14 protein-coding genes and 1 pseudogene are annotated in these 19,393 nt (G+C 73.0%); 10 read left to right on the forward strand and 5 right to left on the reverse strand.

Annotation, left to right across the window (positions count from 1 at the left end):
- Positions 1–19: 19 nt before the first annotated feature.
- On the forward strand, positions 20–2,740 hold the full coding sequence (gene polA, locus ACV7NM_RS23840) for a DNA polymerase I (RefSeq protein ID WP_463412183.1): 2,721 nt from the start codon (positions 20–22) through the stop codon (positions 2,738–2,740).
- A 33-nt stretch (positions 2,741–2,773) separates the two neighbouring features.
- On the opposite strand, the gene ACV7NM_RS23845 is transcribed toward polA, so the two are convergent.
- Positions 2,774–3,700: a DUF4184 family protein gene (locus ACV7NM_RS23845; RefSeq protein WP_463412184.1), complete on the reverse strand. Its 927-nt coding sequence runs from the start codon at positions 3,698–3,700 to the stop codon at positions 2,774–2,776.
- Positions 3,701–3,850: 150 nt separating this feature from the next.
- Here ACV7NM_RS23845 and ACV7NM_RS23850 point away from each other — a divergent pair, with 150 nt between their 5' ends.
- The 3 genes from ACV7NM_RS23850 to ACV7NM_RS23860 all read left to right on the forward strand — a co-directional run bounded on the left by ACV7NM_RS23850 (position 3,851) and on the right by ACV7NM_RS23860 (position 6,329).
- The gene (locus tag ACV7NM_RS23850; protein WP_463412185.1) at positions 3,851–5,065 is read left to right on the forward strand and encodes a lytic transglycosylase domain-containing protein; all 1,215 of its coding nucleotides are present in this window, start codon (positions 3,851–3,853) and stop codon (positions 5,063–5,065) included.
- 77 nt (positions 5,066–5,142) lie between these two features.
- Entirely contained in the window at positions 5,143–5,283 is a 141-nt protein-coding gene (locus ACV7NM_RS23855) for an SPW_0924 family protein (protein ID WP_463412186.1), read from the forward strand.
- 14 nt (positions 5,284–5,297) lie between these two features.
- Complete coding sequence (locus ACV7NM_RS23860) at positions 5,298–6,329, forward strand: PorA family protein (RefSeq protein WP_463412187.1); 1,032 nt, start codon at positions 5,298–5,300, stop codon at positions 6,327–6,329.
- 13 nt (positions 6,330–6,342) lie between these two features.
- Here the strand turns inward: ACV7NM_RS23860 and hrpB are convergent, their stop codons facing one another.
- Both hrpB and ACV7NM_RS23870 read right to left on the reverse strand, forming a co-directional pair.
- Positions 6,343–9,000, reverse strand: coding sequence for an ATP-dependent helicase HrpB (gene hrpB / locus ACV7NM_RS23865; RefSeq protein WP_463412188.1), 2,658 nt, complete (start codon positions 8,998–9,000; stop codon positions 6,343–6,345).
- Positions 8,904–9,788, reverse strand: a complete 885-nt coding sequence (locus tag ACV7NM_RS23870; RefSeq protein WP_463412189.1) for a class I SAM-dependent methyltransferase — start codon at positions 9,786–9,788, stop codon at positions 8,904–8,906. The genes hrpB and ACV7NM_RS23870 overlap by 97 nt, the downstream gene beginning before the upstream one ends.
- 343 nt (positions 9,789–10,131) lie before the next feature.
- Between ACV7NM_RS23870 and rpsA the strand changes: the two genes are divergently transcribed.
- The 4 genes from rpsA (at position 10,132) to ACV7NM_RS23890 (ending at position 14,003) form a co-directional block, all read left to right on the forward strand.
- Positions 10,132–11,649 (forward strand): 30S ribosomal protein S1, encoded by a 1,518-nt coding sequence (gene rpsA, locus ACV7NM_RS23875; protein ID WP_329194365.1) that lies wholly within the window; start codon positions 10,132–10,134, stop codon positions 11,647–11,649.
- A gap of 247 nt (positions 11,650–11,896) precedes the next feature.
- On the forward strand, positions 11,897–12,835 hold the full coding sequence (locus tag ACV7NM_RS23880) for a PAC2 family protein (protein WP_136217145.1): 939 nt from the start codon (positions 11,897–11,899) through the stop codon (positions 12,833–12,835).
- A gap of 43 nt (positions 12,836–12,878) precedes the next feature.
- Positions 12,879–13,487: a dephospho-CoA kinase gene (gene coaE / locus ACV7NM_RS23885; RefSeq protein ID WP_463412190.1), complete on the forward strand. Its 609-nt coding sequence runs from the start codon at positions 12,879–12,881 to the stop codon at positions 13,485–13,487.
- Positions 13,488–13,670: 183 nt separating this feature from the next.
- Positions 13,671–14,003, forward strand: coding sequence for a tetratricopeptide repeat protein (locus ACV7NM_RS23890; RefSeq protein WP_389663913.1), 333 nt, complete (start codon positions 13,671–13,673; stop codon positions 14,001–14,003).
- 78 nt (positions 14,004–14,081) lie between these two features.
- Here ACV7NM_RS23890 and ACV7NM_RS23895 read toward each other — a convergent pair whose 3' ends face one another.
- Together ACV7NM_RS23895 and ACV7NM_RS23900 are read right to left on the reverse strand one after the other, a co-directional pair.
- The gene (locus ACV7NM_RS23895) at positions 14,082–14,342 is read right to left on the reverse strand and encodes a DUF6343 family protein (RefSeq protein ID WP_463412191.1); all 261 of its coding nucleotides are present in this window, start codon (positions 14,340–14,342) and stop codon (positions 14,082–14,084) included.
- Positions 14,343–14,435: 93 nt separating this feature from the next.
- Positions 14,436–14,662: pseudogene (locus tag ACV7NM_RS23900) on the reverse strand (hypothetical protein); the annotation flags it as partial.
- A 416-nt stretch (positions 14,663–15,078) separates the two neighbouring features.
- Here ACV7NM_RS23900 and ACV7NM_RS23905 point away from each other — a divergent pair.
- Both ACV7NM_RS23905 and ACV7NM_RS23910 read left to right on the forward strand, forming a co-directional pair.
- Positions 15,079–17,982 (forward strand): DEAD/DEAH box helicase, encoded by a 2,904-nt coding sequence (locus ACV7NM_RS23905; RefSeq protein ID WP_463414045.1) that lies wholly within the window; start codon positions 15,079–15,081, stop codon positions 17,980–17,982.
- On the forward strand, positions 17,979–19,184 hold the full coding sequence (locus ACV7NM_RS23910; RefSeq protein WP_463412192.1) for an SWIM zinc finger family protein: 1,206 nt from the start codon (positions 17,979–17,981) through the stop codon (positions 19,182–19,184). The genes ACV7NM_RS23905 and ACV7NM_RS23910 overlap by 4 nt, the downstream gene beginning before the upstream one ends.
- Positions 19,185–19,393 lie beyond the last annotated feature (209 nt).

Genomic DNA, 19,393 nt, shown 5'->3' on the forward strand with positions numbered 1-19,393 from the left:
GACGCCTAGGATCGGAGGCGTGGCAGATTCAGCATCGAAGAAGACCGACCAGCCGACCGCAGCGGACCGCCCCCGCCTGATGCTCATGGACGGGCACTCCCTGGCGTACCGGGCGTTCTTCGCGCTGCCCGCGGAGAACTTCACGACCGCGACGGGCCAGCCGACCAATGCCATCTACGGGTTCGCGTCGATGCTGGCGAACACGCTGCGCGACGAGGCGCCCACGCACTTCGCGGTGGCCTTCGACGTGTCCCGCAAGACCTGGCGGGCGACGGAGTTCCCCGAGTACAAGGCGAACCGTTCCAAGACGCCCGACGAGTTCAAGGGGCAGGTCGAGCTGATCGGCGAGCTCCTGGACGCGATGAGGGTGCCGCGGTTCGCGATCGACGGCTTCGAGGCCGACGACGTCATCGCGACGCTGGCCACGCAGGCCGAGGCCGCGGGCTTCGAGGTGCTGATCGTCACGGGCGACCGGGACTCCTTCCAGCTGGTCTCCGAGCACACCACCGTGCTCTACCCGACGAAGGGCGTCTCCGAGCTGACCCGGTTCACGCCGGAGAAGGTCGAGGAGAAGTACGGGCTCACCCCGCAGCAGTACCCGGACTTCGCGGCGCTGCGCGGCGACCCGTCCGACAACCTGCCGGGCATCCCGGGCGTCGGCGAGAAGACCGCCGCCAAGTGGATCACCCAGTTCGGGTCGTTCAAGGAGCTGGTGGAACGCGCCGAGGAGGTCAAGGGCAAGGCCGGGCAGAACTTCCGCGACCACCTGGAGTCGGTGAAGCTCAACCGCGTCCTGACGGAGATGGTCAAGGACGTCGAGCTGGACAAGTCCCCCGCCGACCTGGCGCGCGTCCCCTACGACCGGTCCGCCGTCACCGGTGTGCTGGACGTGCTGGAGATCCGCAACGCCTCGCTGCGCGAGCGGCTGCTGGCGATGGACCCGGGCGCGGCCGAGGAGCAGGCCCCCGCCCCGGCGGCCGGGGTGGAGCTGGACGGATCGGTGCTGGGCGCAGGCGAGCTCGTCGCCTGGCTGGAGCGCCACGCGGGTGAGGCCCTCGGCGTCGCGACCGTCGACAGCTGGGGCCTGGGCCAGGGCAACGTCAGCGAGATCGCGCTGGCGTCGGCCGGCGGGCCCGCCGCCTGGTTCGAGCCGTCCGAGCTGGACGAGGCCGACGAACGGGCCTTCGCCGCCTGGGCGGCCGACCCGGCGAAGCCCAAGGTCGTCCACAACGCCAAGGGCCTGATGCGGGTCTTCCCCGAACACGGCTGGAGCCTGGCGGGCGTCACCATGGACACCGCGCTCGCCGCGTACCTGGTCAAGCCGGGCCGCCGCTCCTTCGCCCTGGACGCGCTGTCCAACGAGTACCTGCACCGTGAACTCGCCCCGGCCGCCGCCGACGGCCAGCTCGCCTTCGGCGCCGACGAGACCGCCGAGGCGGAGGCCCTGATGGCGCAGGCCCGCGCCGTCCTCGACCTGGGCGAGGCCTTCACCGGCAAGCTCGCCGAGGTCGGCGCCGTAGAACTGCTCCACGACATGGAGCTGCCGACCTCCGAGCTGTTGGCGCGGATGGAGCGGGCCGGCATCGCCGCCGACCGCGACCATCTCGAAGGCATGGAGCAGCAGTTCGCTGGCGCCGTGCAGCAGGCGGTGAAGGAGGCGCACGCCGCGGTCGGCCACGAGTTCAACCTCGGCTCGCCCAAGCAGCTCCAGGAAGTGTTCTTCGGCGAGCTGGACCTGCCGAAGACGAAGAAGACCAAGACCGGTTACACCACGGACGCGGACGCGCTGGCCTGGCTCGCGACGCAGACCGATCACGAACTGCCCGTGATCATGCTGCGGCACCGGGAGCAGGCCAAGCTGCGCGTCACCGTCGAGGGCCTTGTCAAGTCGATCGCGGCCGACGGCCGTGTGCACACCAGCTTCAGCCAGACCGTCGCCGCGACCGGACGGTTGTCCTCCACCGACCCGAACCTGCAGAACGTGCCGGTGCGCACCGACGAGGGCCGCGCCATCCGCCGCGGCTTCGTCGTCGGTGAGGGCTACGAATCCCTCATGACCGCCGACTACAGCCAGATCGAGCTGCGCGTCATGGCCCACCTGTCCGAGGACGCGGGCCTGATCGAGGCGTTCCTGTCCGGCGAGGACCTGCACACCACCGTCGCCTCCCAGGTGTTCGGCGTGGAGCGGTCCGCGGTCGACGCCGAGATGCGCCGCAAGATCAAGGCCATGTCCTACGGCCTCGCCTACGGGCTCTCCGCCTTCGGTCTCTCGCAGCAGCTGAACATCGAACCCGCCGAGGCGCGCGGACTGATGGAGACCTTCTTCGAGCGGTTCGGCGGCGTCCGCGACTACCTCCAGCGCGTCGTGGAGGAAGCCCGCGCCACCGGGTACACCGAGACCGTGCTGGGGCGCCGCCGCTACCTGCCCGACCTCAACAGCGACAACCGGTTGCGCCGCGAGGCCGCCGAGCGGATGGCGCTGAACGCGCCCATCCAGGGCACCGCCGCCGACATCGTCAAGGTCGCGATGCTGCGCGTCGACCGTGCCCTCACCGAGGCCGGGCTGACCTCGCGCATGCTGCTCCAGGTCCACGACGAAATCGTGCTGGAGATCGCGCCGGGCGAGCGGAAGAAGGTGGAGGAGCTGGTGCGCCGCGAGATGGGCGCCGCCGTCGATCTGCGCGCCCCGCTGGACGTGTCCGTGGGCGTCGGCCCGGACTGGGAGTCCGCCGCGCACTGACCCCGCCCCGCACCGCCGAGATGCCCGTCCCCGCTACGCCGTGGGGACGGGCGTCCGCGTTTCCTCGCCGCCTCGGTGGCGGTCGCCGTGCCGGTCGCTGTCGTGCCCGTCGTCGCCGTGCCCGTCGCTGTCGTGCCGGTCCTCGCCGTGCCGGTCGCCTCGGTGGCGCAGGCGGACCAGGGCCCCGTAGAGCAGCAGGGCCACCATGAGTCCGCCGCCCGCACCGAAACAGACGGTCGGGATGATGTCGAGAGGCGTACGGATGCGGTTGAAGAAGGTGAAGTAGCGCAGCACCCGCAGCGTGACCCCCGCCCCCACGCACACCACCGCCAACGCGACGGCGCACCAGACTTCCACCCGCCCCGCCGAGGGCACGGACGGTGGGACGGGCGACACGGGCAGGCGGCGCAGGCCCGTCACCGTGAACCACAGCAGTGCGCAGGCGGCCAGCGCCGAACTGCCGTACTGGAGAAATGAGTAGAGGGGCAGGCCGAAGGCGAGCGGTTCTCCCAGCGCGGGCAGCGCGTTGGTTCCCCACCGGTCGAGGTGGGTGAAGCTGTCCCACACCACGTGCGTCAGGGAGCCGAGCACCGCCGAGAGGTAGAACCGGAGCGCGAGAGCCGGCAGGCGACGATCGGCGCGCCAGTCCTCACCCCGTACGAAGGCATACGTCCTGCCCTGCCAGGCGCGCGGCAGCAAGGCGATCAACGGCTCGCGCAGGAGCAGCCAGCAGGCGGCCAGGGCGATGGTCAGCGCGGCGTCGGCCGTCACCGCGCCGAGGAGGGAATGGGTGAAATCGCCGTACCCCATCACGCCTTGCACGACCGCGTCCAGGAAGTAGAACGTGTCCGGGGCGAAGGAACCCAGCACCAGTGCGGACGCGATGAGCGGCCCGCGGGCCCGACCGGTCCGCCGGACGGCCGGAAGTACGGCTGCCGCGTGGCTGAGAGTGAACGGCATGTGGTGCCCCTTCCGGTCCCCGAACGGTCCGAACAGTATGCGGGAGCTGCGCAGGACGTGGGGAATTGGTGAAGTCCCCCCTGCTGTACGTGCCTTGTGCAGGCAGTTGACGTAGGGTCACGCGGACGTCGACGGGGAGGAGTCAGGCTCATGCGGGGACGAATATCGGCCCGGTTCGGTCGGCTGCGCAGGAGCGGCGCCGCCGCCTTGGTCTCCGCGCTGGTGGTGGCCGCGGTGACGGCCTCCCAGGGGCCCGCCTCGGGGACCGAGGACCGCACGCCCGCCGCCACCGGGGATGGCCGCGGCCCCTCCGCGACCGCGCCGCAGGGCGGGGACTCCGCCTACTCCACCGAACTGCCGCCGCCCGTCGAGACACAGCCGTCCGAGGGCCCGACGCCGTCACCCGCGCCCACGCGAACGGCCGGGGCGTCACCCACCGAGCCGGTGGCCCTGGACGGGGCACAGGGCGCGCGGGGGATACCGGCGAGCGTACTGGCGGCGTACCGGCGTGCCGAGCGGAAGATCGCGGACACCGACCCCGGATGCGGACTGCCCTGGCAACTGCTCGCGGCGATCGGCAAGGTCGAGTCGGGGCAGGCCGGGGGCGGCCAAGTGGACGCCGCGGGCACCACGCTGCGGCCGATCCTCGGTCCCGTCCTCGACGGCAACGGCTTCGCGAGCATCGGCGACACCGACGGGGGGGCGTACGACGGCGACGCCCGCTACGACCGGGCCGTCGGGCCGATGCAGTTCATCCCGTCCACTTGGGCGGCCTGGGGTCAGGACGGCAACGGAGACGGCCGTCGGGACCCGAACAACGTGTACGACGCGGCGCTGGCCGCCGGGCGCTACCTGTGTGCGGGGAGCCGCGACCTGCGGGTGGGAGCCGACCTCGACCGTGCGGTGCTGTCGTACAACCAGTCCGGGGAGTACCTGAGGACGGTCCGGTCCTGGTTCGCGTACTACCTGTCCGGGACGCGCGAGGTCCCCGACGAAGGCGGCACGGGCGCCGCCGGGACGCCCGGACCCAAGCCGACGCCCACTCCCACGCCGACGCCCACCCCCACGCCGACGCCCACTCCCACGCCGACACCTTCTCCGACCCCCACGCCGACTCCGACGCCCACGCCGTCCCCCAGCACCACCCCGAAGCCGTCCCCGACGCCGACGCCCACCCCGAAGCCGACCCCCACTCCCACGCCGACCCCGAGCACCACTCCGAAGCCCACCCCCACCCCGACCCCGAAGCCCACCCCCACCCCGAGCGCCACCCCGAAGCCGTCTCCCACGCCCACCGCGAAGACCACCCCGGCGCCCGGCCGCACGCCCTCCCCGGGCGGTTCGCGGCCGTCCGAAACCCCGTAGACGAACGGTTCTCATCTCCGCCCCGCGTTGCTACGGTGCCCCCTCTCTGACACCCCATCAGATACGGAGGGCCCCGCATGCGCGCACTCGTCGCCGCCGCCATCGGGCTGGCCGCCGCGCTGGCCCTCGTCCTCGCCGTCACGGCGCTCGGGGCGCCCGAAGGCAAGACCTCGCCCAAGCCCCTGCTCACCACCGCGCCCGCCGCGCCCGGAAAGTAGAGGAGGGCCCGGCCGTGCGACGCAGAGCGAGCCTCGTCCTGCTTGCCGTAGCCGTGTTCTGCGCAGCCCTCGCACCGCTGCTGCGCTGGTACGCGTACCCCCGTCTCGCCAAGATCCCGCCGAACCAGTACCAGGAGATGGTCCTGGAGGCGAAGGACGCGACCCTCCTGGACTACACGGCCGGCATGCGGCCGAAGAAGGTCGACAAGGTCACGATCGTCCAGACGCTCAAGGGCAACGTCGAGGCGTCGAAGGAGATCGAGGCGAGCGCCGGCAAGGACGTCGTCGTCTGGGACACGCTGTCCTACATCATGGGCCCGGACGGCAAGATGGTCTCCCGGATCCCCGAGCGGTACGTCTTCGACGCGCACACCCAGGACCCGGTGCACGCCACCGGCGAGATGGTCGACGGGGACCCGGTCAGGCGCGAGGGCATCGAGTTCAAGTGGCCGTTCTTCACCGAGCCGCGCGACTACCTCTACTTCGACGCCCAGACGCGCAGTTCCTCACCGATCCACTACGTCGGCCCGCGCACCTTCAAAGGCATGGACGTCTACTACTTCGAGCAGACCGTGCCCTGGACGAAGGTCCCCCTGCCGAAGAAGATGCCGATCGAGGGCATCGACCCCAAGACGTTCGAGGAGAGCACCGGAACCAGCCTCTGGTACACGGTCAAAGCGATGTTCTGGGTCGACCCGGTGACCGGAGCGCCCGTCAACGCCGAGCAGCAGATCCGGCAGGAGATGCGCGGCGGCATCGCCGCCGGTGCGCCCGACGGAAGGCTGACGGTCTTCGCCGGGGACGTGAAGATACGCCCGGACTACTCCGCCTACACCGTGGACCTCGTGCGGTCGAACCGGGTGAAGGTCCTCGCCCTGCACACGTACGCCCCCCTGGGCCTGACGGTCGGCGCGCTCGCCTTCCTCGCGCTCGCCCTGTGGCTGGAGGCGCGCGGCCGGCGCCGCGACACGGAACCCACGGCGGAACCCGCCGGCCGGGCGGACGCCGGACCCGCCGGACGGGCCGACTCGGCGCCTCCCGGCTGAGCGGACGCGGACCTCACCGCCCGAGCCGGGCGTTGGTGTGCCGGGTCGGCCGGGCGGTCGCGGGGTCCTCCGGCCAGGGGTGTTTGGGGTAGCGGCCGCGCAGCTCGGCGCGGACGGCGCGGTAGCCGCCCTGCCAGAAGGAGGCGAGATCGGCCGTGACGGCGGCGGGCCGCCCGGCGGGCGACAACAGGTGGACGAGGACGGGGACCCCCGCCACCCGCGGGGTCTGCGCGAGCCCGAACAGCTCCTGCAACTTCACCGCGAGCACGGGCTGCTCTCCCGTGTAGTCCACCCGGATACGGGAACCGCTGGGCACCTCGATCCGCTCGGGGGCGAGCTCGTCGAGCCGGGCCGCCTCACCGGTCGCCCAAGGCAGCAGTCGGTTCAGCGCCTGACCGGCGTCGATCCGTGCGAGGTCGGCGCGGCGTCGGGCGCGCGACAGCTCGGGCTCCAGCCAGTCGTCGGCGCGCTCCAGCAGCGCGGCGTCATCCGCCACGTCGGGCCAGCCGCCGCCCAGCGTGCGGTGCAGGAAGCCCAGCCGGGCCCGCAACGCCCGCGCGTCCGCGGACCAGCGCAGCAGGCCGAGCCCCTCGGTGCGCAGCCCGTCGAGGAGGGCGTCCCGGACCAGCCCGGGGTCGGGGTCGCGAAGGGGCCGGGTGACCAGCTCGACCGCCCCGAGCCGCTCCACCGCCCGGGCCGCCACGTCCCCGTTCTCCCAGCGCACCTCCTCCCCCGAGGTCAGCAGGTGCGCGGCGGCGGCCCGGGCCGCGTCCTCGTCGAGGACCGCGGCCAGCCGGACCCGCGCGGAAGCCGAGTGCGGGGCCCGGTCGGCGACGGCCACGGCCAGCCAGGGCGCGGTGCGCAGCGGGGACCCCTCGCCGAGTTCGGCCCCCGTCCCGGAGGCCATGAGGAAGGCTCCGCCGCCCTTGGCCTTCGCCACGCGCTCGGGGAAGGCGAGGGCGGCGATCAGTCCGGCGGCGAGGTCGTCGGGGAGAGAGCCGGGGCTCCGGTGCGAGGCCCCGCTCTCGGTGAGGGCCGGGGTGGGGGAGGGCCCCGCGGCGTCGCCCACCGCGCGTTCGAGGCGGCGGGTCTCCGCGCGCCAGCGCCCCGCGTAGGAGTCGCCGCCGTGCCCGGCCGCGCGCCACGCGGCGGCCAGGTCGTCGCCGTACCCGCGCGGCGGCTCCTCGCTGAGCAGTGCCACCAGCTGCGCGGCCCGACGCGCGCCCAGCGCCGCCGCGCCGTCCAGCAGTGCCCGCGCCAGCCGCGGGTGCAGCCCCAGCCGGGCCATCCGCAGCCCGCGCGGGGTCGGCCGCCCGGCGTCGTCCACCGCGCCGACCGCCCGCAGTACCTCCCGCGCGGCGGCCATCGCCCCGGCGGGCGGCGCGTCCGGCAGGGCGAGTCCCGACGCGTCGGGGTCGCCCCAGCAGGCCGCCTGTAGCGCGAACGCCGCCAGGTCGGCCATCCGGATCTCCGGCGAGGGATATGCCGTCAGTCGCGTGTCCTCGGCCTCGGACCAGCAGCGGTAGACCGTCCCCGGCGCCTCGCGTCCGGCCCGTCCGGCCCGCTGCCGGCCCGCCGCGCGGGACGCCCGTACGGTCGCCAGGGCGCCCAGGCCCCGCGCGTGGTCCACCCGGGGCTCGCGGGCCAGTCCCGAGTCCACGACCACCCGTACGCCCGGCACGGTCAGGCTCGACTCCGCGACGGCCGTCGCCAGGATCACCCGGCGGTGCGCGGCCGGAGTCAGCGCCGCCTCCTGGACGGACGCCGGTGCCCGGCCGTGGAGCTGGAGCACCTCGGCGTCCACGCCGTCCAGCTGCCCGGCGACCCGGGCGAGCTCGCCGACGCCGGGCAGGAAGCACAGGACATCACCGGAACGTTCCGCCAGCGCCCGCCGCACCACCGAGGCCACGTGCGTCAGCTGCGCCGGATCCACCCGCATCCCGTGCGGCGGCCGCACCGGCCGGGCCGGGGGAGCCCACACCGCTTCCACCGGGTACGAGACGCCCCGGGCCTCCACCACCGGCGCGTCCCCCAGCAGCCGGGCCCAGCCGGCCGAGTCGGTCGTCGCCGACGCGGTGACCAGGCGCAGCTCCGGGCGCAGGGTCGCGCGTACGTCCAGGAGGAAGGCGGCGGCCGTGTCGGCGTCCAGGTGTCGCTCGTGGCACTCGTCCAGCACGACCACGTCGACGCCGGTCAGCTCCTGGTCCCGTTGGAGTCGCTGGAGCAGCACGCCGGTGGTCATCACCTCCACCGTCGTGCGCGGGCCGACCGTCCGTTCCCCGCGCACCGTGAAGCCGACCGACTCCCCGACGTCCTCGCCCAGCAGCCACGCCATCCGCCGCACCGCCGCCCGGACGGCGATCCGCCGCGGCTCGGCCACCACGACCCGGCGCCGCGCGCCGCCCCCCACCAGTCCCGCCAGCACCAGCGGCACCAGCGTGGTCTTGCCGGTCCCGGGCGGTGCGCACAGCACGCCGGCGCCGTGCGCCTCCAGCGCCGAGACGAGGGCGGGCACGGCCTCCCGTACCGGGAGGGCGTCGAGGTCGGCGGTGCGGACCTGGCGGTTCAACGGGGTCAGTCCCTCTCGCAGACGAAGATCGCGGTGCCGGGGATCAGGTTGCCGCGCAGCGGGGACCAGCCGCCCCACTCCTGGTGGTTCCAGGCGGGCCATTCCGGCTCGACCAGGTCCACCAGGCGGAACCCGCCCGTGACGACGTCCCGCACCCGGTCGCCGATCGTGCGGTGGTGCTCCACGTAGACCGCGCGGCCCTGCTCGTCCTCCTCGACGTACGGCGTCCGGTCGAAGTAGGAGGCCGCGACGGACAGCCCCTCCGGGCCGGGCTCGTCGGGGAAGGCCCAACGGATGGGGTGGGTCACCGAGAAGACCCAGCGCCCGCCGGGGCGCAGCACGCGGTGGACCTCGCGCATCACGTTCACCGGGTCGGAGACGAAGGGGACGGCGCCGTAGGCGGAGCACGCCAGGTCGAAGGAGGCGTCGCGGAAGGGCAGCCGGCCGGCGTCGGCCTCCACGAGACGGACCCCCGGCCCGTCGCCGTCGCCGATGCGCAGGGCGTGCTGGAGCTGGCGGTGCGAGAGGTCGAGGGCCACCGGGCGGGCGCCCTGGGCGGCCAGCCAGCGCGAACACTGGGCGGCGCCGGCGCCGATCTCCAGTACGTCCTTGCCCCTGAGCGAGTCGGCCGGGCCCAGCAGGGCGGCCTGTGCCTCGTCCAGGCCCTCCGGCCCCCAGACGAAGCGGTCGTCGCCGAGGAAGGAGCCGTGCTCGCTCTGGTACTCGTCGGCGTTGCGGTCCCACCAGCCCCGGCTCGCCCGACTGCTCTCGGCTTCGTCCGTCTCGCGGCGGGTGGCCTCGGCGTCGTCTTCGACGTCGTCACCGGCGTCCGCCGCGCCCGCGACGGCGATTTCGAACGCGTCTTCGGGAAGGTAGTCCTCTTTGTTCATGGGGCCCGTCGTCGTAGTCTGCGAAAAATGAGGGCGGCGGCCATCGGGCCCTCCCCGCCGGCGATTTGTGCCGGTAATGCGGCGATCCGCCCGGGGTGTGCGCCTTCGCGCATTGACCCTGTCCGGCTGCCCCCGTATGCTACAAGTTGCGCTGCGAGCCTGTGCTCCTCAGACCTAGCAGGCTGCGCTTGCTTCTGTTGATGTCCCCTCGGTTTTCGAGGCCCTACCGCTGCTTCTGCGGATGCGGGGCTTCCTTGGCTGTCCGGCTTCGGCAGTTGCCGATAAGGGCTCCCGGCGTAGCAGTACCTACGACTTTCTGTCCGTAACCGGAGCCCTTTCCCACATGACGAGCAGCACCGAGACCACCGCCACCACCCCTCCGCAGGTAGCGGTCAACGACATCGGCGACGCGGACGCGTTCCTCGCGGCGATCGACGAGACGATCAAGTACTTCAACGACGGCGACATCGTCGACGGCGTCATCGTCAAGGTGGACCGGGACGAGGTTCTCCTCGACATCGGTTACAAGACGGAAGGCGTGATCCCCAGCCGCGAGCTCTCGATCAAGCACGACGTCGACCCGAACGAGGTCGTCAAGGTCGGCGACGAGATCGAGGCCCTGGTTCTCCAGAAGGAGGACAAGGAAGGCCGTCTGATCCTGTCCAAGAAGCGCGCTCAGTACGAGCGTGCCTGGGGCACGATCGAGAAGATCAAGGAAGAAGACGGCATCGTCACCGGTACCGTCATCGAGGTCGTCAAGGGTGGTCTCATCCTCGACATCGGCCTCCGCGGCTTCCTGCCGGCCTCTCTCGTCGAGATGCGTCGCGTCCGCGACCTCCAGCCCTACGTGGGCAAGGAGCTCGAGGCGAAGATCATCGAGCTGGACAAGAACCGCAACAACGTGGTCCTGTCCCGTCGCGCCTGGCTCGAGCAGACCCAGTCCGAGGTTCGCCAGACGTTCCTCACCACCCTGCAGAAGGGTCAGGTCCGCTCCGGCGTCGTTTCCTCGATCGTCAACTTCGGTGCCTTCGTGGACCTGGGTGGCGTCGACGGTCTCGTGCACGTCTCCGAGCTGTCCTGGAAGCACATCGACCACCCCTCCGAGGTTGTCGAGGTCGGCCAGGAGGTCACCGTCGAGGTTCTCGACGTCGACATGGACCGCGAGCGTGTCTCCCTGTCGCTGAAGGCGACGCAGGAGGACCCGTGGCAGCAGTTCGCCCGGACCCACCAGATCGGTCAGGTCGTCCCGGGTAAGGTCACCAAGCTGGTTCCGTTCGGTGCGTTCGTCCGCGTGGACGAGGGCATCGAGGGTCTGGTCCACATCTCCGAGCTGGCCGAGCGCCACGTGGAGATCCCGGAGCAGGTCGTCCAGGTCAACGACGAGATCTTCGTCAAGGTCATCGACATCGACCTGGAGCGTCGCCGGATCTCGCTGTCCCTCAAGCAGGCCAACGAGTCCTTCGGTGCCGACCCGGCGTCGGTCGAGTTCGACCCGACCCTGTACGGCATGGCCGCGTCCTACGACGACCAGGGCAACTACATCTACCCCGAGGGCTTCGACCCCGAGACCAACGACTGGCTCGAGGGCTACGAGACCCAGCGCGAGACGTGGGAGCGCCAGTACGCCGAGGCGCAGGTCCGCTTCGAGCAGCACCAGGCGCAGGTCATCAAGAGCCGCGAGGCCGACGAGGCCGCTGCCGCCGAGGGCGCTGCCGCCCCGGCCGCCGGTGGCAACGCCGGTGCGGGCAACATCTCGGGTGGCTCCTACTCCTCCGAGGGCTCGGACGAGACCTCCGGCGCCCTGGCGTCGGACGAGGCCCTCGCCGCGCTCCGCGAGAAGCTGGCCGGCGGCCAGAGCTGATCGAGGCAACGCGTCACGCCTCGCACCCCGGTGCGAGAGTGAGTTGAGCCGAACGGTAAGGCCCGTCCCCTTCGGGGGGCGGGCCTTACCGCGTTTCGCACCCCGTGCCGACCCCGGGCCGATCCTGGCCCCCCGGACCCACCTCGGACCCACCCCGGGTCGAATCCTCGGGAAAGCGGCCAACTGGGGAATGGTGACGCCTCCTTGGGCGTTCTTGCAGAGAACGCGGCGAGGAGGAGTGGTGGCGGTGCTTGATCCACAAGGTTTGTACGAATGGGACGCCAAGGGCCTGGCGGTGGCCGACCTGGCGCTCGCCCAGGACTCGGCCGGGCTGGTCATGCTCTACCACTTGGAGGGGTACATCGACGCGGGGGAGGCCGGTGAACAGATCGTCGAGCGTCTCCTGGACACGCTGCCCCACCAGGTCGTGGCGCGCTTCGACGCCGACCGGCTCGTCGACTACCGGGCCCGGCGCCCGCTGCTGACGTTCCAGCGCGACCACTGGACGGACTTCGAGGAGCCCAAGCTGGAGGTGCGCCTCGTGCAGGACGCCACCGGCGCCCCGTTCCTGCTGCTGTCCGGCCCCGAGCCGGACGTGGAATGGGAGCGTTTCGCGGTCGCCGTACGGCAGATCGTCGAGCGCCTGGGCGTGCGCCTGTCCGTCAACTTCCATGGCATCCCGATGGGCGTCCCGCACACCCGACCCGTGGGCATCACCCCGCACGGCAACCGCACCGACCTGATGCCCGGGCACCGAAGCCCGTTCGACGAGGCGCAGGTGCCGGGAAGCGCGGAGTCCCTGGTCGAGTTCCGGCTGGGCCAGGCCGGGCACGACGTGCTCGGCGTCGCGGCCCACGTACCGCACTACGTGGCCCGTTCCCCGTACCCGGACGCGGCGCTGACGGTCCTGGAGGCGATCACCGCGGCGACGGGGCTCGTGCTCCCGGCCGTGGCGCACGCCCTGCGCACCGAGGCCCACCGCACCCAGACGGAGATCGACCGGCAGATCCGGGAGGGCGACGAGGAACTGGTCGCCCTGGTCCAAGGGCTGGAGCACCAGTACGACGCGGCGGCCGGTGCCGAGAGCCGCGGCAACATGATCGCGGAGCCCGCCGAGATCCCCTCGGCGGAGGAACTCGGGCGCGAGTTCGAACGGTTCCTGGCGGAGCGCGAGGGCGAGGGCTGATCCGCCGATGTCCGCGGCGGCCCGTGCGTCTAGGCTGCCGGGCATGCTGAAAGTGGGCCTGACGGGCGGAATCGGAGCCGGCAAGAGCGAAGTGTCGCGGCTGCTGGCGGGGTACGGGGCGGTCATCGTGGACGCCGACCGCATCGCGCGGGAGGTCGTGGAACCCGGGACGCCCGGGCTCGCGGCCGTCGTGGAGGCGTTCGGGGAGTCCGTACTGACCGCGCAGGGGGCGCTGGACCGGCCGAAGCTGGGGGCGATCGTCTTCTCCGACCCGCAGAAGCTGCGGACGCTCAACGCCATCGTGCACCCCCTGGTCGGGGCCCGGTCCGCGGAATTGGAGGGCGCGGCGGGCGCCGACGCGATCGTGGTGCACGACGTACCGCTGCTCGCGGAGAACGGCCTGGCACCGCTGTACGACCTGGTCGTGGTGGTGGACGCGACGCCGCAGACCCAGCTGGCGCGGCTGACGGGACTGCGCGGCATGGCCGAGGAAGAGGCGCGGGCCCGGATGGCGGCGCAGGCCACGCGGGAGCAGCGAATGGCGGTGGCGACCCTCGTGATCGACAACGACGGGCCGCTGGAGGCCTTGGAACCGCAGGTCCGGAAGGTCTGGGAGACGCTGACCGAGCGGGCGGCCACCACAGGAGCCTGACGTGGGCCGGAGCGGGCCGCGCGGGCGGGGAAGCGGCGCGTGAAGGCGCCCGCAGAGGGAAGGTAAGACAACGTGTCCGACACCACGCCTCCCTCGCAGCCGCCCTCGTCCGGGTCCTCCGGCCCACCTGGCTCGTCCGGCTCGTGGGGTGCTTCCGGCGCCGCCAGTCCCGAGACGCACGTCATCGACTTCCGGGCCGCCGAGCGGCTCCTGGCCGCCCGTGACCCACGGGGCGCCGTCAAACTGCTCGACTCGGTGATAGCGGCCCACCCCGAGAACACGGCGGCCCGGCTGTTGCGCGCCCGGGCCTTCTTCGCCGCCGCGCAACTACGCCCGGCAGCGTTGGAGTTCGAGCTGGTGCTGGAGCGCGAACCGGACAACGCGTACGCCCACTTCGCGCTCGCCCGGACCCATGAGCGGTCCGGGCGGCGCGCTCAGGCCCGCAAGCACTTCCGGCTGGCCGCCGCGCTCGACCCGCAGCCCGAGTACCTGGCCGCCGCGCGCTTCGAGGACTAGGTCCTACAGGTCCTACAGGTTCTACCTCCGCCGGACGTCGACACGGCCTCCGCCGGGGGAGCGCGGCCGAGCGGGGCTTCAGCGGGGGTGCGGCGGCTCGTACGGGGGCACGTCGCGGCCGGGCTGGTAGTGCGGGCCCTGACGGATGTGGTGGGTGACCACGATCAGGTCCACCGCCGCGAGGACGGCGAGCGCCGCACAGGCGGCCGCCCACCCGGGCCGGCCGGCCAGCGCGAAGAGAGCCGCCCCACCCGCGGCCCACAACAGCCCCCACAGGCTGAGCCACAACCGCAGCCGCAGCGGACTGCGGGCGGTCACCGGCTCGTTTCCGCTACGCATGACCATCGCCTCGGATCGCCTCGGATCACCGTAGTCCTCGCTTCCATGGTCCCACCGGCGGGGAGGCGAAAGGGAAGGCGAAGGGGGCGGCCGTCACGGGTCGAGTTTGTTCACGGCCGTGGTAGTCGTCTTCTTGAAGGCCGCCACGGGCGCGTCGGCGAGCGTGCCCATCTGCCCCCGCTTCACGACGGTCACGGTGGCGCCGTCCCGGCCGATGCCTAGAGGTGCACGCCGGGCTCGGAGTCGGGGATCGACGTGTGGACCCCGTAGACATGGGCGCCCTCCTCGACGGGAAGCGTGCCGTAGTCCTGCCACGAGGCCGTGCCGCCCGCCGAGCAGGAGCGCGGCGGTCGCGGTGGCGGTGGCCGCGAGGACGGTGGTGAAGCGTCGGAGCATGGTTGGCTGGTCCCCGGTTCCGGTCGGCGGCGGTAGGGGGTTACTACCCCGACGGGGGCGGTGCGGGCGGTGGTGCGCGGATCGGGACGGAATCGGGACAAGGAAGGCAGGCGGGCCTGCGCCACGGCCTGACCGGATTGATAAAGGCGCAGGTCAGGGGGCGTTGTCGGTGGGGCCGCCTAGACTCGGCGGCAGAGAAGAACCACCCGACCACCGAACCATCCGACGACCCGGAGGGAGGATCACTGTGGGCACTACCGCGACATCGGCGTCCCGGGCGTACGCGCGGACGCGGGAGCCGGCGCCGGAACCGGCGCCGGCTGCGTCACCGCCGTTGGCGATGCTGCGGCATGCCGCCGTGTTCCTTCCCGCGGCCGTCCCCCGTCAGGGGCGGGTGGCGTTCTGGTGCCCGGAGGGGGACGCGCTTCCCGAGGGCGCGCTCAACGACGACCCGTGCGACGCGGACGGGCTTGACGAGGGCGCGAGGGCGGCCCCGCTCGCCGTCGTCCGGCCGCACGGCGAAGGCGTCCGTACCCGTACGGTCCCCTCCGTCAGCCTGTCGGTCAGTGCCGCGCTGCCGTTGCTGGTCCGGGCTGCCCGCAGCCGCGCCGCCCACCCAGCCACCCGTGCCTGGGGCACCGCCGCCGTGCAGGCGCTCGCGCTCGTCGCGCGCGGGCGGCTCCTCCCGGGTCTCACCCCCGACGGCATCGACGCCTGGCGCGCCGGGCCGCTCGACGCGCAGGACGTGGCCCATTTGCGCGCCATCGCCGCCGCGCTGCCCCACGAGGGGTACGCCACCCCGCTCGCCGGTCGTCGCCCGCTCCGACTGCCGGAACCGGAGGCGCTGGTCCGGGCCTTCCTCGACTCCGTCGCGGACAGCCTGCCGCGCACCCCCGCCGCCCCCGTGGCGGCCGGGCGGCCCTTCGCGGCTCTGGAACCACAGCGGGTGCCGGGGATGGAGGAATGGGCCGCCCAGGTGGCGGCCGGGGCGGACACGGGCGTGGGGATCTCCCTGCGACTGGACCTGTCCTCGTTCCGACTCTTCGACGAGGACGAGCCGGACGACACCCGCCGCGCGGGGGCCGCCGTGGTCCAGGTGCACAGCCTCGCCGATCCGACGCTGGTCACGGACGCGGAACAGCTCTGGGCGGGAACGGCCGCCGCCGGGTTCGGCCCGCGCGCCCGTATCGACGCCGTACTCGCGCTGCGCCGGGCGGCGCGGGTGTGGCCGCCGCTCCTGCGCCTGCTGGACCAGCCGGTCCCCGATGTGTTGGCCCTCTCCGATCCGGAGCTGGACGAGCTGCTGGGTGCGGCCGCGACCCGGCTGGCGGAGGCGGGGGTCACGGTCCACTGGCCGCGCGAATTGGCTCGTACGCTGTCGGCGACCGCCGTCGTGCGCTCGGCGGCGCCCGGGTCCGCCATCGAGGGCACCGCCTTCTTCGACGCGCGGAACCTCTTCACCTTCTCCTGGGAGCTGGCGCTGGGCGGTGACCGGCTCACCCCGGGGGAGATGGACGCGCTGGCGCAGGCGCACCGGCCCGTGGTGCGGCTGCGCGACCAGTGGGTGCGCGTCGACCCGGACCTGGTGCGCAAGGCCCGCAAGCGCCAATTGGGGCTGTTGGACCCGGTGGACGCGCTGGCCACCGTACTGACCGGGACGGCCGAGGTCGGCGGAGAGCGCGTGGAAGCGGTTCCCGTCGGCGCGCTGGCCGCACTGCGGGAGCGACTGACGGGCGAGCCGGTGCTCCTGCCGCAACCCGCCGGGTTGAAGGCGACCTTGCGCGACTACCAGGCCCGGGGACTGGCCTGGCTGGACCTGATGACCTCGCTCGGCCTCGGTGCCTGTCTCGCCGACGACATGGGCCTGGGTAAGACCGTCACGCTGATCGCCCTGCACCTGCACCGGGACCGGGACGAGCCGACGCTGGTCGTGTGTCCGGCGTCGCTGCTGGGCAACTGGCAGCGTGAGATCGAGAAGTTCGCGCCGGGGACCCCGGTGCGCCGGTTCCACGGGAGCAGCCGCAACCTGGAGGCCCTGCCGGGCGGGTTCGTCCTCACCACGTACGGGACCATGCGGGCCAGTGCCGCCAAGCTGGCGGAGCGGAGCTGGGGCATGGTCGTCGCGGACGAGGCGCAGCACGTCAAGAACCCACACTCGGCGACGGCGAAGGCGCTGCGCACCATTCCGGCCCCGGCCCGGGTGGCGTTGACCGGCACCCCGGTGGAGAACAACCTGTCCGAGCTGTGGGCGCTGCTCGACTGGACGACGCCCGGTCTGCTGGGCCCGCTGACCACGTTCCGGGCCCGCCATGCCCGTCCGGTGGAGCACCAGACGGAGGAGGACGGGGGCAACGAGGAGGCTGTCGCCCGACTGGCGGCCCTGGTCCGGCCGTTCCTGCTGCGCCGGAAGAAGTCCGATCCGGGGATCGCCCCGGAGCTTCCGCCGAAGACGGAGACCGACCATCCGGTGTCCCTCACCCGGGAGCAGGCCTCGCTGTACCAAGCGGCGGTGGACGAGGCGATGGCCGTCATCGAGTCGAGCGAGGGCATCGCACGACGCGGCATGATCATGAAACTGCTGACCTCGCTCAAGCAGATCTGCAACCACCCCGCACAGTTCTTGGGCGGCCACGGCTTGGGCGGCCACGGCTTGGGCGGGAACCTGCACAGTCCGGGCGAGCGCGCCCTCGGGGAAGGACAACCCCGCGTCGCGCACCGTTCCGGCAAGCTGGCCCTGCTGGACGAACTGCTCGACACGATCTTGGCCGAGGGCGGCTCGGCGCTGGTGTTCACGCAGTACGTGACGATGGCCCGCATCATCGAACGGCACCTCGCCGCCCGGGGGGTTCCCCACCAGCTCCTGCACGGGGGTACTCCCATCGCGACCCGGGAACGGCTGGTCGACCGCTTCCAGGCCGGTGAAGTCCCCGTGTTCCTGCTGTCGTTGAAGGCGGCGGGCACCGGGCTGAACCTGACCCGGGCCGGGCACGTCATCCACTTCGACCGCTGGTGGAATCCGGCCGTCGAGGAGCAGGCGACCGACCGGGCCTATCGAATCGGGCAGACCCAGCCCGTGCAGGTCCACCGGATCATCGCGGAGGGCACCGTCGAGGACCGGATCGCCGAGATGCTGGAGGCGAAGCGGGCTCTGGCCGACGCCGTTCTCGGCTCGGGCGAGGCGGCGCTGACGGAGCTGACCGACCGCGAGCTGGCCGACCTCGTCTCGCTGCGCAGGCCCGCGTGATCACCGCCCGGGACGACCGCCGTCGTACCTTCGAGACCGTGCCGCCCGGCGTCGAAGCGAAGACCTGGTGGGGGCGGGCCTGGGTGGCCGCCCTGGAGGAGCGCTCGCACGACACGGCCCGGCTGGCGCGCGGGCGGGCGTACGCGGAGGAGGGCCATGTCGACGCGGTGACGATCACCCCGGGGCGGATCGTGGCGTACGTCCGGGGCAGCCGGGCCCGCCCCTACCGCACGGAGCTGGCGCTGGCGGCCTTCGCGGACGCCGAGTGGGGTGACGTACTGGAGGCCGTCGCGGCCGATCCGGCGGCGCTGGCCGGGCTGCTGGAGGGGGAGGTTCCGAGGTCCCTCGCGGATACGGTGCTGCCGGGCGCGGGGGAGCTCGTCCCGCGCTGCTCCTGCCCGGACGTGGGCCGTCCGCCCTGCAAGCACGCCGCGGCGCTGTGCTACCGGGCGGCCCGGCTCCTGGACGAGGACCCGTTCGTGCTGCTGCTCCTGCGCGGACGCGGGGAGCGGGAGCTGCTGGCGGAGCTGGCCCGGCGCAACGCCGCCCACGCCGCGCGCGAACGGCCCGACGCGGAGCCCGCGTTCCCCGGGGTCCCGGCCCGCGAGGCGCTGGCCCGGACCGGTCTGCCCCCGCTGCCGGCCCCGTGGGGGGTGCCCGGTGCCGTGGGGCTGCCGCCCGCGTACCCGTCGGACGCCGCCGCGCCGGACCCGCTGGCGCTGGACCAGCTCGCGTCGGACGCCGCCGCCCGGGCGTTGGCGCTGCTGCGGACCGGCGAGGACACCATCGCGGGACTCACGCTGTGGCAGGACGCCGTCCGGCTGGCCTCCGCGCACCCCACGGCCGGGCTCACCGGCCCCGCCCGCACCCTCTACCGGGACCTGGCCCGCGCCACCGGCCGCACCACGACCGACCTCGCTCGGGGCGCGGCGGCCTGGCGCCAGGGGGGGCTTGCCGCCCTGACCGTCCTGGAGGAGCCCTGGGACCCCCCGGCGGGCCCCTTCGACCGGGCCCGGCCCGCCCTCCTCGCAGCGGGCCAAGGTCCCTTCCGGCCCGACCGCAACCGGCTCAGCGCCCGCAGCCGGCAGCTCCGGCTGGGCCGCGGGGGCCTGTGGTACGCGTACGAGTCCCGGTCGGACGAGGAGGACTGGTGGCCCACGGGCACGCCGTCCGCGGACCCGGTCGCCGCGTTGCGGGGATGAGCCGTTCGGCGCGCGAGCGGTTCGCCATCAGGAACCGTCGGGCGTCGCCGCTCTGGCCGGCGCGTCTTTCGCCATCCCGCCTTTGGCCGTCGAACTGTTGGTCTTCGAACCGCCGGTCGCCGAACCCGTCGCCGCCCGCGGCCTGCGGTCATGAAGTCATGCGGTCATTCAGTAGGGGTTACCCAGCACACGATGGAGTGAAATACGTA

This window comes from Streptomyces sp. Tek67B01 (assembly GCF_055231995.1).

Excerpts from the sequence above, each read along its gene's own strand:
- ACV7NM_RS23870 (WP_463412189.1), bottom strand. The coding sequence starts at position 9,788 with ATGAACAAAGAGGACTACCTTCCCGAAGACGCGTTCGAAATCGCCGTC.
- ACV7NM_RS23895 (WP_463412191.1), bottom strand. The coding sequence starts at position 14,342 with ATGCGTAGCGGAAACGAGCCGGTGACCGCCCGCAGTCCGCTGCGGCTG.
- ACV7NM_RS23855 (WP_463412186.1), top strand. The coding sequence starts at position 5,143 with ATGCGCGCACTCGTCGCCGCCGCCATCGGGCTGGCCGCCGCGCTGGCC.
- coaE (WP_463412190.1), top strand. The coding sequence starts at position 12,879 with ATGCTGAAAGTGGGCCTGACGGGCGGAATCGGAGCCGGCAAGAGCGAA.
- ACV7NM_RS23850 (WP_463412185.1), top strand. The coding sequence starts at position 3,851 with ATGCGGGGACGAATATCGGCCCGGTTCGGTCGGCTGCGCAGGAGCGGC.
- rpsA (WP_329194365.1), top strand. The coding sequence starts at position 10,132 with ATGACGAGCAGCACCGAGACCACCGCCACCACCCCTCCGCAGGTAGCG.
- ACV7NM_RS23905 (WP_463414045.1), top strand. The coding sequence starts at position 15,079 with ATGCTGCGGCATGCCGCCGTGTTCCTTCCCGCGGCCGTCCCCCGTCAG.
- hrpB (WP_463412188.1), bottom strand. The coding sequence starts at position 9,000 with ATGGCCCGCCTGGAACCACCAGGAGTGGGGCGGCTGGTCCCCGCTGCG.
- ACV7NM_RS23845 (WP_463412184.1), bottom strand. The coding sequence starts at position 3,700 with ATGCCGTTCACTCTCAGCCACGCGGCAGCCGTACTTCCGGCCGTCCGG.